We start from the raw sequence: 12,902 nt of genomic DNA on the forward strand, positions 1-12,902 counted from the left end.
ACCATCGGCCGGATCGGAGAAAAAATGCCCTACGACATCGTCATCATCGGTGGAGCCATCGTCGGCTCCTCGGTCGCCTATTACCTGCGTGAGCAAGGGTTTTCCGGCACGATCGCGCTGGTCGAGCGTGATCCGCAATTCGCGCATGCGGCAACGACGCTGTCCATGGCTTCGATCCGCCAGCAATTCTCGATCCCGGAAAACATCCGCCTGTCGCAGTTCACGCTAAAACTGTTCCGGCGGCTGAAGGAAGAGTTCGGGGATGATGCCGATATCGGCTTTCGCGAGGGCGGCTACCTCATCCTTGCCGGCGAGGACGGCTTGCCGATCCTCAAGAGCAATCACGAGGCGCAGATCGCGGAGGGCGCCGACATCGTGCTCGAGGATGCCGACCAGCTTACGCGCCGGTTCCCGTGGCTGTCGACCGAGGGCATTTCAGCCGGCGCCTATGGCCGCACCGGCGAAGGCTGGTTCGACGCGCATGCGATGCTGACGCTGTTCCGAAAGGCGCTGCGGCAGAAGAAAGTCGATTTCATCGCCGCCGATGTCACCAGCATCGCGCGCGATGGCAACCGCGTCACGGGAGTGAGCCTCGGCAATGGCGAGACGCTGAAGGCCGGCATCGTCGTCAACGCCGCCGGCCCGAACGCCGGCAAGGTGGCTGCCATGGCCGGGCTTGAACTCCCGGTCGAGCCGCGCAAGCGCAATGTCTTCGTCTTCGAGGCGCGCGAGAAATATGCCGACATGCCGCTGCTGGTCGATCCCTCCGGCATCTATGTTCGTCCGGAAGGCTCGGTCTACCTCACCGGCGGCGCCGAACCGGAGGAAGGCGACCGCGCACCCGATCCCGGTGACTTCGAGGTAAGCTGGCCGCTGTTCGAAGAGGTAATCTGGCCGGTGCTGGCGACCCGCATTCCCGCCTTCGAGGCAATCAAGCCGACCCGCGCCTGGGCCGGCCACTACGACTACAACACGCTCGACCAGAACGCGGTGATCGGTCCGCATCCCGAAGTCGGCAATTTCATCTTCGCCAACGGATTCTCCGGCCACGGCCTGCAGCAGGCGCCGGCGGTCGGCAAGGCGCTGGCCGAACTGATCGTGCATGGTGGCTACCGCACGGTGGACTGCTCGGCGTTCGGGTATGGCCGTGTCGCGGAAGGGCGGGCGTTTCGGGAATTGAATGTGATTTGAGCGATCAGCGCAGACCGCCGTTCTGTCGAGTTCCCGCCCACCCCCCTCTGGCCTGCCGGCCATCTCTCCGGGAAGGAGGGAGATCGGCAGCTTCAGCGCCTTGCTCTTTCCTGCGACGCAGGAATTGGCGAAAGCGGTTGAGCGCTCAATCTCCCCCCTTGCGGGGGAGATGTCCGGCAGGACAGAGGGGGGCGCTGTCCCGCTAGCCGTTGCAAGGCAGGTGACCGCACGTCAGCCCTTGCGGTCGAACCAGAAGGCATCCGCCATGCGCTTCATGCCGATACGTTCGTAGAAGCCTACGGCATCGGGCATGGAGATCAGGCTGATGGCGACCGACGGTCCAAGCTGCCGCCGCGCCTCGTCCATCAGGCCCTTGCCTATGCCGAGCCCCTGCGCCGATTGGGAAACGGCGAGTTCGGAGATATAGCAGACCCAGGAGAAGTCGGTGATGCCTCTGATCACGCCGACCAGCGGCTTGCCTTCGACGTCGAGACGCGCGGTCAGCACCAGGTTGGCGCCCGACAGCATCGCCCGCAGCCGTGCTTCATCATCGACCGGTCGTGTCTCGCCGAGGCCGGATTCGACCAGCACGCGCCGGAATTCGGCGATGTCGAGCGCGGCTTCGCTGTTATAGAGGACGTGTGCGTTTTCTGCCATGGCCGTCAGACTGCACCATCGGGCTGGCTTGTGCCACCATGCACGAACAGTTGCCTTTTATTTGCCGCCGGCTTTGTGTAAACCGGCGTCAGCAAATTCCCCCGCAACGAAAACACGGGCAAAAGCCATGGAAAAGTTCACCAAGCTCACCGGCGTCGCCGCTCCGATGCCGATCGTCAATGTCGACACCGACATGATCATTCCGAAGGATTACCTCAAGACGATCAAGCGCACCGGACTCGGCACAGGCCTGTTCGCCGAAATGCGCTACAAGGACGACGGCTCGGAAAACCCGGATTTCGTGCTCAACAAGCCGGCCTACCGCAAGGCGCAGATCCTGGTCGCCGGCGATAATTTCGGCTGCGGTTCCAGCCGCGAGCACGCACCATGGGCGCTGCTCGACTTCGGCATTCGCTGCGTCATCTCGACCTCGTTCGCCGACATTTTCTACAACAACTGCTTCAAGAACGGCATCCTGCCGATCACCGTCAGCCCCGAGGATCTCGAGAAGCTGATGGACGACGCCTCGCGCGGCTCCAATGCCACCGTGTCGGTCGACCTCGAAGCCAAGGAAATCCGTGGTCCCGACGGCGGTGTCGTGACCTTCGACCTCGACGACTTCAAGCGGCACTGCCTGCTCAACGGGCTCGACGACATCGGCCTGACCATGGAGAAGGCCGGCGCCATCGCCTCGTTCGAGAAGCGAAACGCCGAACAGCGCCCCTGGGCCTGAGCGGTACACACTCCAGGCGGAGGCCCGGCCGCTTTTCAGGCCTTCGTTGCGCCGGGTTCGTTGCGACTGAGTGGAGGGACAGTCATGACACGTTTGCTTCTTGCCGGCGTTTGCGGGCTGGCCTTGTTGCTGGGGCAAACCGTGAGCGCGTTTGCGCAGACACAGGCACCCGCCACCCAGCCGGCCCCGGCGACGGACCAGCCGTCCGCCGATCAGGGGACGAAGGCCGCCGACGCTGCCGATGACGACAAGCAGGCGCCCGTCCCTTTCGAAGGCGGCACGCTGACCATCACCCAGAAGGAACAGTATGGCGAGAAGGTGCTTGCCTATGACGGCCAGCAGCTGGCCACGAACTATGACGTCTTCTTTGACAGAATCGTGGAAGTCGGCGGCGTCAAGGTGGCGCTGTTCGATGTCGGCGACGGCGGCAACCAATGCGGGCCGGCGACGGTGATCGTCTGGAAACCGGAAGGTGGCACGATCCAGAGCACAATGGTCGAGCAGGACCAGTGCGGCGCCCCGCCCTCGGCGGTGTCCGACAACGCCATCTATTTCGTGCCCTATCTGCTGCCGGGGGATGAGAAGCCGGCTTTGCAATGGTCGCCGACCGATGGGCTGACGATTTCGGGCAATCTGACCTACATGCCGGAACCCGGCACGGACTGGAAAGACATCGATCCGGAAAAGTACCAGAACATCACCGACGCCTTCCACAACGAGGCTGTCTACAAGGAAGCGGAAAAGCTGCTCGGCAAGGACATGCCCGATATGGCAACCAGCCTGCTGGTCGGCGGCGGCACGGAAAAGACCGCTTCGGGCGCCTTCTTCGCCAGCGGCTGCGTGCCGCATGACTGCGGCGGCAATGACGGCTTCATGGCGGTCGACCCAGCCCAGCACAGGCTCTATTTTGCGCGCCGCGGCGACAATGGCAAGCCGCAGGCGTGGCCTGATGTGGCGACATGGCCGGCCGATGTGAAGGCGGCGTTGGACAAGGCGCTGGGGTCTGCGAACTAGGCATTTCGGCGGTGAACCAAAAACTGTTTCGCCGCGATCCTTCACACCCCCCTCTGCCCTGCCGGGCATCTCCCCCGCAAGGGGGGAGATCGGCAGCTTGGCCGCTCTGCCTATCTCTGCACCGTTTGTAACTGGCGAAAGCATTCGAGACATCCGATCTCCCTCCTTGCGGGGGAGATGGCCGGCAGGCCAGAGGGGGGTGCTGTCCCGCCGGCATAAAAATGCCTTTGCAGCGCCAGTCGCTCTGCGTTGACCCATGGTCAGATCTGCCCTTTCCCTGCAAAATGGCCCACCACAACTCACGAGAACCCCATGCGAAAACTCATCTCCACCGGTTCCCCCTTCGAAAAGACCGCCGGCTATTCGCGCGCCGTGGTGCAGGGCGACTGGTGTTTCGTCTCCGGAACGACCGGTTACGACTATGCGACGATGACGATGCCGGAGCCGGTGGAGGCGCAGACGCGCAATTGCCTGGCGACGATTGCCAAGGCGCTGCAGGATGGCGGTTTCGACATGGCCGACGTGGTGCGGGCGCATTACTACATCACCGACCAGGCCTTCGTGGACATCGTCTTCCCGATTCTGGGCGAGACGTTCGGCGATATCAGGCCGGCGGCGACGATGATCGTCTGCCAGCTCAACAAACCGGAAATGAAGATCGAGATCGAGGTAACGGCGCTGCGGCGCACGGCTTGAAAGGCGACCGACGATGAAAGTCCGGCGCATCGTTGCCAACATTGAGACATCGGACATCGTGGCGGCAAAGCGCTTCTACCAGGATGTGCTGGGCCTCGACCTTTTGATGGATCTTGGCTGGATCGCCACCTACGGCTCGCAAGCAAAGATGGATGTCCAGGTCAGTTTCATGGCGCAAGGCGGCTCCGAAACGCCGGTGCCGGATCTTTCGATCGAGGTCGATGACGTCGATGCGGCGCTCGATGCCATGAAAGCGGCGGGCTTCGCCATCGAATACGGACCGGCCGACGAGCCCTGGGGCGTGCGCCGCTTCTACGTCCGCGATCCGTTCGGCAGGCTGGTCAACATTCTCTCGCATCGGTGAAGGCAAGGCGCTGCAATTTGCGGGAGGCTGGCGGGGCAGAGGGGGGCGCGAAGGATCGCAAACGAACGAGGTTGTTCTTGATCGCTGCGTTACTCCTTGCGCACAACCGGCTTGGCGTTTAGCAAGGCCGCGGTTCAAATCTTTCCAGGACGGTTTCTCCATGGCAACGAAGCATCTTTTCCTGCTCCCCGGTGACGGCATCGGTCCCGAGGCCATGGCCGAGGTCAAGAAACTGATCGCGGTCATGAACGACAAGCTCGGCAGCGGTTTTGCCACCGATGAGGGGCTGGTCGGCGGCTGCGCCTATGACGCGCATGGCGCGGCGATCTCCGATGCCGACATGGAAAAGGCGATGGCGGCCGACGCGGTGCTGTTCGGCGCCGTCGGCGGTCCGAAATGGGATGCGGTGCCCTACGAGGTGCGCCCTGAGGCCGGCCTGCTGCGGCTGCGCAAGGACATGGAGCTGTTTGCCAATCTGCGCCCGGCCATCTGCTACCCGGCGCTGGCGGCGTCCTCCTCGCTCAAGCAGGAGGTGGTCGAAGGCCTCGACATATTGATCGTGCGCGAGCTGACCGGCGGCGTCTATTTCGGCGAGCCCAAGCAGATCATCGATCTCGGCAACGGCCAGAAGCGCGGCATCGACACGCAGGTCTACGACACGTTCGAGATCGAGCGCATTTCGGGCGTCGCTTTCGAACTGGCACGCACGCGCAAGAACCACGTCACCTCGATGGAAAAGCGCAATGTGATGAAGTCGGGCGTGTTGTGGAACGAGGTCGTCACCCAGACCCACAAGGCACGCTATTCCGACGTCAAGCTCGACCACATGCTGGCCGATGCCGGCGGCATGCAGCTGGTGCGCTGGCCAAAACAGTTCGACGTCATTGTCACCGACAATCTGTTCGGCGACATGCTGTCCGACATCGCCGCCATGCTGACCGGCTCGATCGGCATGCTGCCGTCGGCCTCGCTCGGCGCGCCTGATGTGAAAACCAAGAAGCGCAAGGCACTCTACGAACCGGTGCACGGCTCGGCGCCCGACATTGCCGGCAAGGGCATCGCCAACCCGATCGCCATGATCGCTTCCTTCGCCATGTGCCTGCGCTATTCCTTCGGCATGGTCGATGAAGCCGACCGCGTCGAAGGCGCGATCGCCGCCGTGCTCGACGCGGGCCTGCGGACGAAAGACATCATGTCCGATGGCATGACCGAGGTCGGTACGGTTCAGATGGGCGACGCGATCATCGCCAAATTCCTGGGCTGATATCGTGACGGTCGACGTCCGCTGGGCGACGATCGAGGACGCGACGGCGCTCGCGGCCATATTGTGCGAGATGGCGGTTCACTACCGGCAGCCACCTCTCGATGCCGGCCGGGCCGTGTCTGCCGCACGAAAATGGCTTGGCGAGGAAAGCCCGGCCTATCCGCATTTCGCGCTCGCCTTCGTCGAGGGCGAGGTCAGCGGCCTGGCGTCGGTGGCGATCGCGCATCCCGGCATCGATCTTGAGCGGCTGCTGTTCCTCAAGGATTTGTTCGTGCGCGACAAAGCCCGCAACGCCGGCGTCGGCCGAGCAATGATCGGCTTTCTCGCCGATCATTGCCTGCGCGAAGGCATCGGCCGCATCGACCTGACCACCGAGGACTGGAACGAAGGCGCGCTGCGCTTCTACGACCGGCTTGGCGCCGAACGCCACGGCCAGAAGGTCTTTCTCAGACTTTCGGGTGAGGCGTTGAAAAGCGGCTAGATCCTGACGCCTGCCGGCACTGGTCCCCAAGGATTTTCGCCCACCTGGGACGGCAGAAGTCCGAAGACCAGCAAGGCAATGCTGCCAATGGGAGTGATGAAGCCCAGCAGTGCAAACCAGCCGCTCAGACCCGCGTCATGCACACGCCGCACGACGAGGGCAATCGACGGCAGGATCAATCCCGAAAAGAAAACCAGGAAGGGTATGAGCCCTATGGCCCTCATCGTCGTCCTGTCCGCATTGGTTTTGAAGCCATTGAACGCTAGGTCAACGAGTATTCCGAAGCCTAGAAGCGCCAATATCCCGAGGGTGTAGAATAGCCAGAAGGCCCAGAATTCCTTGCGGCGGGCGCGACCTTTGAAATTGCTATAGTCCGCAATTATCGCGCGCCAGAAGTAAGCCCACAGACCCATGGAATAGGCGGGCCTGCTCTCGGCCGAACGGCGTGGCTGGCCCGTGCTTGGCGATGGCGCTGTCGGGGTGACGGCGACTATATCGTGCGCCGTACCGTCATCCGGTTGAAACTCGACAAGGGTGCCCCTGGCGAGGGTCACTTCATGGCTCACATCGTCACGGGCAAAGATATAACGCTTGCTGTCGATTCCGTCGATGTAGCCGTAGTCCTGATCCTGATCGTAGTGGAATATCGTGCCACGCATGTTTCTCCCCCGCGTTGCGCAAATACTACCCAGGGTTGTTTGTGATTGCAATACACGTGGCGGCTAAATCCTGACACCCGCCGGCACCGGCCCCCACTGGTTTTCCCGGGCCTGCGTCGGGATCAGCGCGAAGACCAGGATGATCAGGCTGCCGATGGTCGGGATCAGGATCAGCAGGCTGAGCCAGCCTGACAGGCCGATGTCGTGGAGCCGGCGCACGATCATGCCGAGGCTAGGGAGCAGTGTCGCCAGCAGGAACGTGCCGCACAGCCCGACCGTTATCGCGCCCGAAATATCACTGTCGAAACCGCCCATATCCATATCGGTGTACAGGCCGATGCCGCCGATGATCAGCAGGCAAACCGTCCAGAACAGGCAGTAGCCCCAATATTCCTTGCGGCGGGCGCGGCCGGCGAAATTGAAGTAGTTCTGCGTCACGCCGCGCCAGAAATAGCCCCAGAGATCGCTGGGTTCGGCCGGCTCGGAGGAGCGGCCGAAATGCTGTGCCGGGGGCGGGGTTGCCGCGGCCTTGCTGCCGGCTTGAGTCGGTGCGGGGTTCGTGCCGGCGTCAGTGGCCGAAGTAGCGGTCTGGGCGGCAATCGAAAAGACGTCGTGAGCCTGGCCGCCGCCCGCCTGAAACTCGACGGACGCGCCCTTCCGCATGGCAGTTTCACGGCGCAGGTTTTCTCGGGTGAAGGTGTATTGGCTGCCGTCGGCGCCGGTGATGAAGCCGAAGCCCTGGACCTCGTCATAGTGAAGCACTTCGCCGCGCATTTGCCACCCCCGCTCGCCACGTCCTAGCCGAAGGTGGCACAGGGCCGTGCCGATGGGCAAGACGGCCAGCATGGCTACCCTCTTCGCGGCAAATGAAGCATAAGGCATCGAGTGCAACCGCCTTCGACAGAAGCAGACATGACAGTCGAGAGTCCTGACAGTAAAACCGTAAATGAAGATGGAGGGGAAAGAAGACCTCCCAGGCTGGCCATCGACGCCACCGGCCTGACGTTCTGGCCGTCCGGCCAGGGACTTGTCGGCATCCCACGGGTGGAAAGCTTTCTCGTCAGCGCAGCCCTGGCCGATCCCGACCCTTGCGTGGAGGTGGTGGCGTTCCGACCGTGGGAAGGCCGGTTTCGCCCCCTCGCTCCTTTCGAGCAGGACCATGTCGCGACGGGCGAGATTTCACCCTGGCGCCTCAAACGATGGCCTGGGAGACGCACGGCGATGTCGCAGGCCCTCGAAGCGGTGAGGCAGCAGCCATGGGGCAAGCGCGACGCCGACCGCCATCTCGCAAAGACGATGACCCATGGCCGCAAAGGGATTGCCTATCAGGCGACGAGGCTGCTGATCCGGGCCTATCGTCTGTACCAGCGGGCGCGGATCCGGTCGGCCCCGCGTCAGGCTCCAAGCCAACCGGACGAGACTGAACGCGGCTTTGTCTTGATCAGCCATCACATTCTGACCGGGGACGACCGAGCCGCCGTCTCCGGGCGCGCCGGTGGCCTCGCGTTTCTTTGCCACGACCTCATCCCGACACTGCGCCCCGACATGGTTGGTATGAGCCCTGGCGAGGCTCGCTACGGGTCATATCTCGAGCACCTCGTGCGTTCCGGCGCGCCGGCATTTTGTGCATCCGACGAAGTTGGTGCGACGCTGACCGATCATATGCAACAGGCAGGCGTCACGCAGCCGGTGGTATACCGGTTTCCGATGCCTTCCATCCTGTACGAGACGGCTTCGCGCATGGGCGAGACTTCGCGCATCGAGGCCGACGAGCCGTTCGTGCTCTATTGTTCGACCATCGAAGTGCGCAAGAACCACATCCTGCTGGCACGGATATGGCAGCAGGCGCTCGACGAGGGCGTCAAGCTGCCGAGGCTCGTCTGCGCCGGGCGCTGGGGCTGGATGATCGATCCGCTGCGCGCCTATCTCAAGGCCCATCCGAGACTGCTCGAGCGGGTTACGTTCACCGGAGCGATCAGCGATGAGGAACTCATCCGATATTATCGCAGCGCTTCCTTCGGCGTCTTTCCCTCGCATATCGAGGGCTGGGGCTATGGCGCCTCGGAATGTCTCGATTTCGGCGTTCCCGTCATCGTCTCGACCGCGCCGTCGCTGATCGAGGCGAGCGGCGGGCTGATGCCGGCGATCGATTCCAATGACCAGGCCGGCTGGTACGCTGCGATCCGCAGGATGGCGGAAGACCCGGACTGGCGCTCATCGCTGACGGAACGCATCGCAAAGCAGCATCGCCCGACGCCGGCATCGGCCAGCTGGGCTGCCATCAAGGCTGGCCTGCAGGCAAGCGCGTCCCTCCGGCCGAAGTCCTAGAGCAATTCTAGGAAAGGTGTGACGCGGTTTTCCGTCTAGAATTGCGTCAAAACAAAGAGTTAGAGCAGATCGCCGTTTCCGTGAAACGGTGAAATGCTCTAGGTGGGCCGCTTCTTCGCTTTCTTGTGCTTGGGCGCGCCGGTGGTGTCGAATTTCGGCTTGCCCGGCTTCTTCGCCCATGGCTTTGCCTCATGCGCGGTGGCCGGGCGCTGATCGACTGCTGCCGGTGCACGTTTTTCGAATTTGCGCTTCGGCGCGTTGGGGTCGAATGGCGCCTTGCCGCGATGCGGTTTCTTGTCGGGGCTTGGCGGCTGGTAGCCGGCGCGCGACAGATCGGGCGTGCCCTCGAGCCGCTTCACCAGGATGTTGCCTTGCAGCTTGCGATCGGGACCGATCGCGGCCAGGAAGCGGTCGGCCCAGTCGGCTGATATCTGCACGTAGGTCTCTTCCGGCTGCATCTTGATGGCGCCGATCTCGCGCTTCGAGATGCTGCCGGTGCGGCACAGCATCGGGATGAGCCAGCGCGGCTCGGCATTCTGCCGGCGCCCGATCGACAACGAGAACCAGACGCTGTCACCGAAATCGTCGCGACGGCTGGGCGCCTCGTCGCGGCGCGCGAAACCTTCGCCTGCCGGTCTTTCACGCGACGGCGTGAAGGGCGCGATCTCCATGAGGTCCTCGGGGGCCGAGCGGCTGGCGCGGCACTGGCGCACGAAGGCGGCAGCCACTTGCTCGGCGCCATGTCTTGCGAGCAGCGCGTCGATGAAACCGCGTTCGTCGTCCTTCACCGGCTCGTCGAAAACCGGATCGGCCAGGATGCGCTCGTCGTCGCGCCGCATCACGTCGTCGGCCGAGGGCGGGCTCGCCCATGTCGCCTTGAGGCCGGCGTTCTGCAACAGCCGCTCGGTGCGCTTGCGGGCACTGTTGGGCACGATCAGCGCGCTGACGCCCTTGCGCCCGGCGCGGCCGGTGCGGCCGCTGCGGTGCAGCAGCGTTTCCGGGTTGGTCGGCAGGTCGGCGTGGATGACCAGTTCGAGGTTGGGCAGGTCGATGCCGCGCGCCGCGACATCGGTGGCGATGCAGACTTTTGCGCGGCCGTCGCGCATTGCCTGCAGCGCATGGCTGCGCTCGTTCTGGCTGAGCTCGCCGGAGAGGGCGACGACGGAGAAGTTGCGGTTGTTGAAGCGCGCGGTCAGATGATTGACGGCGGCACGCGTGTTGCAGAACACCAGCGCGTTCTTAGCTTCGTAATAGCGCAGAACGTTGATGATGGCGTTTTCCCGGTCGGGCTGGGCGACGCTCAGCGCCCGGTATTCGATGTCGAGATGCTGCTTCTCCTCGCCGGCGGCCGAGATGCGCACCGCATCGCGCTGATAGCCCTGCGCGAGCGTGGCGATCGAGCGCGGCACCGTGGCCGAGAACATCAGCGTCCGGCGTTCGGCAGGAGCGGCGTCGAGGATGAATTCGAGGTCTTCGCGAAAGCCCAGATCGAGCATCTCGTCGGCCTCGTCGAGCACCACCGCCTTCAGCGCCGACATGTCGAGCGAGCGCCGGGTGATGTGGTCGCGCAGCCGGCCGGGCGTGCCGACGACGATATGGGCGCCGCGCTCCAGCACACGCCGCTCCGAGCGCATGTCCATGCCGCCGACGCAGGACGCCACGGTGGCGCCGGTCAGTTCGTAGAGCCATTCCAGCTCGCGCGTCACCTGCAAGGCGAGTTCGCGCGTCGGCGCCACCGCCAGCGCCAGCGGTGCGGCGGCGTGGCCAAAGCGCTCCGCGCCCTCAAGCAGGGTCGGCGCCAGAGCGAGGCCGAAGGCCACCGTCTTGCCGGAGCCTGTCTGCGCCGAAACCAGCGCATCGGCCTCGCCGAGTTCCGGCGCCACAACCGCCTTCTGGACGGGCGTCAGCTCGGAATAGCCGCGTTTTTCCAGCGCCCTTGCCAGCGCGGGAACGAGTGCATCGAAGTTGGACATCTTACTCTTTCGGAATTCGGATTCTTATATGCCCAGCAATGGGCCTGTCTTCGGCGGGCGTCGGGACGCTCCATGAGCCGGATGGTCATGCCGTTCGTACTTCGTGCCGCCGCGATTGTACAGGGCAACAGGACGCTCATCGCAATTGACTCTTGACGCAAACCGCGTAAAAGCCCGCTTTGAACGGGATCGTTTTTTCGATGCGCGGCCTTTTGATGGCTCTTCTTGCATTCGATGCCCCCAGCCTCAATGCACATCATTGGGCCGGGCGCGTCGGCGCGTCCCCTCGTTCCAGCAAAACCCCATTCTTGGCCAAAAAAACTACCAAAACCACCACCAAAACGGTGTGACTCCCTTGGCCTAACCACCCTCTCCCGGGTTCGGCCCGGGGGACGGAACCCGCATCGGCCAGCGGGTTTCTCCAAAAACCAAGCGGAGAGGGACAGGAGATTTTTCGATGAGTTTCAAGGTAGCGATCGTCGGCGCCACGGGCAATGTGGGCCGGGAAATGCTCAACATACTGGAAGAGCGCGGCTTTCCGGTAAGCGAAGTCGTGGCGCTGGCGTCGCGGCGCAGCCAGGGCACGGAAGTGTCGTTCGGCGACCGCACGCTGAAGGTGAAGACGCTCGACCAGTATGATTTTTCCGACACCGACATCTGCATCATGTCGGCTGGCGGCAGCGTCTCCAAGGAATGGTCGCCGAAGATCGGCAAGCAGGGCTGCGTCGTCATCGATAATTCGTCGGCCTTCCGCTACGATCAGGACGTGCCGTTGATCGTGCCGGAAGTGAACCCGGACGCGATCTCGCTGTTCACGCGCAAGAACATCATCGCCAATCCGAATTGCTCGACGGCGCAGCTGGTAGTGGCATTGAAGCCGCTGCATGACTTCGCCACCATCAAGCGTGTCGTTGTCGCCACCTACCAGTCGGTGTCGGGCGCCGGCAAGGAAGGTATGGACGAACTCTTTACCCAGACCCGCGCGGTCTTCGTCGCCGATGGCGTCGAGGTCAAGAAGTTCACCAAGCGCATCGCCTTCAACGTCATCCCGCACATCGATGTCTTCCTTGATGACGGCTCCACTAAGGAAGAGTGGAAGATGGTCGCCGAGACCAAGAAGATGCTCGACCCCAAGATCAAGCTGACGGCGACCTGCGTGCGCGTGCCGGTGTTCATCGGCCATTCGGAAGCGGTCAACATCGAGTTCGAAAAGCCGATCACCGCCGACGAGGCGCGCGATATCCTGCGCGAGGCGCCGGGCTGTCAGGTCTTGGACAAGCGCGAGGACGGCGGCTACATCACGCCGCTGGAATCGGCCGGCGAAGACGCCACCTTCATCTCGCGCATCCGCGAGGATTCGACCATCGACAACGGCCTGTCGATGTGGATCGTCTCCGACAATCTGCGCAAGGGCGCGGCGCTCAACGCAGTGCAGATCGCCGAGTTGCTGGTCGAGCGCGGCCTGATCCAGCCGAAGAAGAAGGCGGCTTAGTTTTCGCTCACGGGCCGTATCGCCGCTGCCGCGGCGGGCGCTCCGCGGGG

General features: G+C 63.4%; 13 protein-coding genes. 9 read left to right on the forward strand and 4 right to left on the reverse strand.

The annotated features are described in order from the left end of the window. Positions 1 to 24: 24 nt before the first annotated feature. Complete coding sequence (locus tag NKJ37_RS02590; RefSeq protein ID WP_352772549.1) at positions 25 to 1,191, forward strand: NAD(P)/FAD-dependent oxidoreductase; 1,167 nt, start codon at positions 25 to 27, stop codon at positions 1,189 to 1,191. 231 nt (positions 1,192 to 1,422) lie between these two features. Here NKJ37_RS02590 and NKJ37_RS02595 read toward each other — a convergent pair whose 3' ends face one another. Then, positions 1,423 to 1,848 (reverse strand): GNAT family N-acetyltransferase, encoded by a 426-nt coding sequence (locus tag NKJ37_RS02595; RefSeq protein ID WP_352555961.1) that lies wholly within the window; start codon positions 1,846 to 1,848, stop codon positions 1,423 to 1,425. 127 nt (positions 1,849 to 1,975) lie between these two features. Here NKJ37_RS02595 and leuD point away from each other — a divergent pair, with 127 nt between their 5' ends. The 6 genes from leuD (at position 1,976) to NKJ37_RS02625 (ending at position 6,400) form a co-directional block, all read left to right on the forward strand. After that, positions 1,976 to 2,581, forward strand: a complete 606-nt coding sequence (gene leuD / locus NKJ37_RS02600) for a 3-isopropylmalate dehydratase small subunit (protein ID WP_023810900.1) — start codon at positions 1,976 to 1,978, stop codon at positions 2,579 to 2,581. Between the two features lie 84 nt (positions 2,582 to 2,665). Further along, complete coding sequence (locus tag NKJ37_RS02605) at positions 2,666 to 3,595, forward strand: Ivy family c-type lysozyme inhibitor (RefSeq protein ID WP_352772552.1); 930 nt, start codon at positions 2,666 to 2,668, stop codon at positions 3,593 to 3,595. 312 nt (positions 3,596 to 3,907) lie between these two features. Then, complete coding sequence (locus NKJ37_RS02610; protein WP_352723110.1) at positions 3,908 to 4,291, forward strand: RidA family protein; 384 nt, start codon at positions 3,908 to 3,910, stop codon at positions 4,289 to 4,291. Between the two features lie 13 nt (positions 4,292 to 4,304). Continuing rightward, a complete protein-coding gene (locus NKJ37_RS02615; RefSeq protein WP_128304297.1) occupies positions 4,305 to 4,655 on the forward strand; it encodes a VOC family protein in 351 nt (116 codons plus the stop codon). Between the two features lie 160 nt (positions 4,656 to 4,815). Beyond that, positions 4,816 to 5,919 carry a 3-isopropylmalate dehydrogenase gene (gene leuB, locus NKJ37_RS02620; protein ID WP_352677481.1) on the forward strand — a complete coding sequence of 368 codons (1,104 nt, stop codon included), beginning with the start codon at positions 4,816 to 4,818 and terminating at the stop codon, positions 5,917 to 5,919. Positions 5,920 to 5,923: 4 nt separating this feature from the next. After that, on the forward strand, positions 5,924 to 6,400 hold the full coding sequence (locus NKJ37_RS02625) for a GNAT family N-acetyltransferase (RefSeq protein WP_352759343.1): 477 nt from the start codon (positions 5,924 to 5,926) through the stop codon (positions 6,398 to 6,400). On the opposite strand, the gene NKJ37_RS02630 is transcribed toward NKJ37_RS02625, so the two are convergent. Together NKJ37_RS02630 and NKJ37_RS02635 are read right to left on the reverse strand one after the other, a co-directional pair. Continuing rightward, positions 6,397 to 7,059 carry a DUF805 domain-containing protein gene (locus NKJ37_RS02630; protein WP_023814442.1) on the reverse strand — a complete coding sequence of 221 codons (663 nt, stop codon included), beginning with the start codon at positions 7,057 to 7,059 and terminating at the stop codon, positions 6,397 to 6,399. The two genes, NKJ37_RS02625 and NKJ37_RS02630, sit on opposite strands and share 4 nt — an antisense overlap. A gap of 63 nt (positions 7,060 to 7,122) precedes the next feature. Beyond that, positions 7,123 to 7,833: a DUF805 domain-containing protein gene (locus NKJ37_RS02635; RefSeq protein ID WP_023814443.1), complete on the reverse strand. Its 711-nt coding sequence runs from the start codon at positions 7,831 to 7,833 to the stop codon at positions 7,123 to 7,125. 447 nt (positions 7,834 to 8,280) lie between these two features. Here NKJ37_RS02635 and NKJ37_RS02640 point away from each other — a divergent pair, with 447 nt between their 5' ends. After that, complete coding sequence (locus NKJ37_RS02640; RefSeq protein ID WP_023814444.1) at positions 8,281 to 9,387, forward strand: glycosyltransferase; 1,107 nt, start codon at positions 8,281 to 8,283, stop codon at positions 9,385 to 9,387. A 98-nt stretch (positions 9,388 to 9,485) separates the two neighbouring features. Here NKJ37_RS02640 and NKJ37_RS02645 read toward each other — a convergent pair whose 3' ends face one another. Next, entirely contained in the window at positions 9,486 to 11,360 is a 1,875-nt protein-coding gene (locus NKJ37_RS02645) for a DEAD/DEAH box helicase (protein ID WP_023814445.1), read from the reverse strand. Between the two features lie 457 nt (positions 11,361 to 11,817). Here NKJ37_RS02645 and NKJ37_RS02650 point away from each other — a divergent pair, with 457 nt between their 5' ends. Beyond that, positions 11,818 to 12,852 carry an aspartate-semialdehyde dehydrogenase gene (locus NKJ37_RS02650; protein ID WP_023814446.1) on the forward strand — a complete coding sequence of 345 codons (1,035 nt, stop codon included), beginning with the start codon at positions 11,818 to 11,820 and terminating at the stop codon, positions 12,850 to 12,852. The last annotated feature ends 50 nt before the right edge of the window (positions 12,853 to 12,902 follow it).

Source organism: Mesorhizobium sp. M0140, from assembly GCF_040322475.1.
In the GTDB taxonomy this organism is placed as follows: Bacteria; Pseudomonadota; Alphaproteobacteria; order Rhizobiales; family Rhizobiaceae; genus Mesorhizobium.

What these genes read in the sequence shown, in the direction of transcription:
- NKJ37_RS02590 (WP_352772549.1), top strand. Translation starts at nt 25, where the DNA reads ATGCCCTACGACATCGTCATCATCGGTGGAGCCATCGTCGGCTCCTCG.
- NKJ37_RS02595 (WP_352555961.1), bottom strand. Translation starts at nt 1,848, where the DNA reads ATGGCAGAAAACGCACACGTCCTCTATAACAGCGAAGCCGCGCTCGAC.
- leuD (WP_023810900.1), top strand. Translation starts at nt 1,976, where the DNA reads ATGGAAAAGTTCACCAAGCTCACCGGCGTCGCCGCTCCGATGCCGATC.
- NKJ37_RS02605 (WP_352772552.1), top strand. Translation starts at nt 2,666, where the DNA reads ATGACACGTTTGCTTCTTGCCGGCGTTTGCGGGCTGGCCTTGTTGCTG.
- NKJ37_RS02610 (WP_352723110.1), top strand. Translation starts at nt 3,908, where the DNA reads ATGCGAAAACTCATCTCCACCGGTTCCCCCTTCGAAAAGACCGCCGGC.
- NKJ37_RS02615 (WP_128304297.1), top strand. Translation starts at nt 4,305, where the DNA reads ATGAAAGTCCGGCGCATCGTTGCCAACATTGAGACATCGGACATCGTG.
- leuB (WP_352677481.1), top strand. Translation starts at nt 4,816, where the DNA reads ATGGCAACGAAGCATCTTTTCCTGCTCCCCGGTGACGGCATCGGTCCC.
- NKJ37_RS02630 (WP_023814442.1), bottom strand. Translation starts at nt 7,059, where the DNA reads ATGCGTGGCACGATATTCCACTACGATCAGGATCAGGACTACGGCTAC.
- NKJ37_RS02635 (WP_023814443.1), bottom strand. Translation starts at nt 7,833, where the DNA reads ATGCGCGGCGAAGTGCTTCACTATGACGAGGTCCAGGGCTTCGGCTTC.
- NKJ37_RS02640 (WP_023814444.1), top strand. Translation starts at nt 8,281, where the DNA reads ATGTCGCAGGCCCTCGAAGCGGTGAGGCAGCAGCCATGGGGCAAGCGC.
- NKJ37_RS02645 (WP_023814445.1), bottom strand. Translation starts at nt 11,360, where the DNA reads ATGTCCAACTTCGATGCACTCGTTCCCGCGCTGGCAAGGGCGCTGGAA.
- NKJ37_RS02650 (WP_023814446.1), top strand. Translation starts at nt 11,818, where the DNA reads ATGAGTTTCAAGGTAGCGATCGTCGGCGCCACGGGCAATGTGGGCCGG.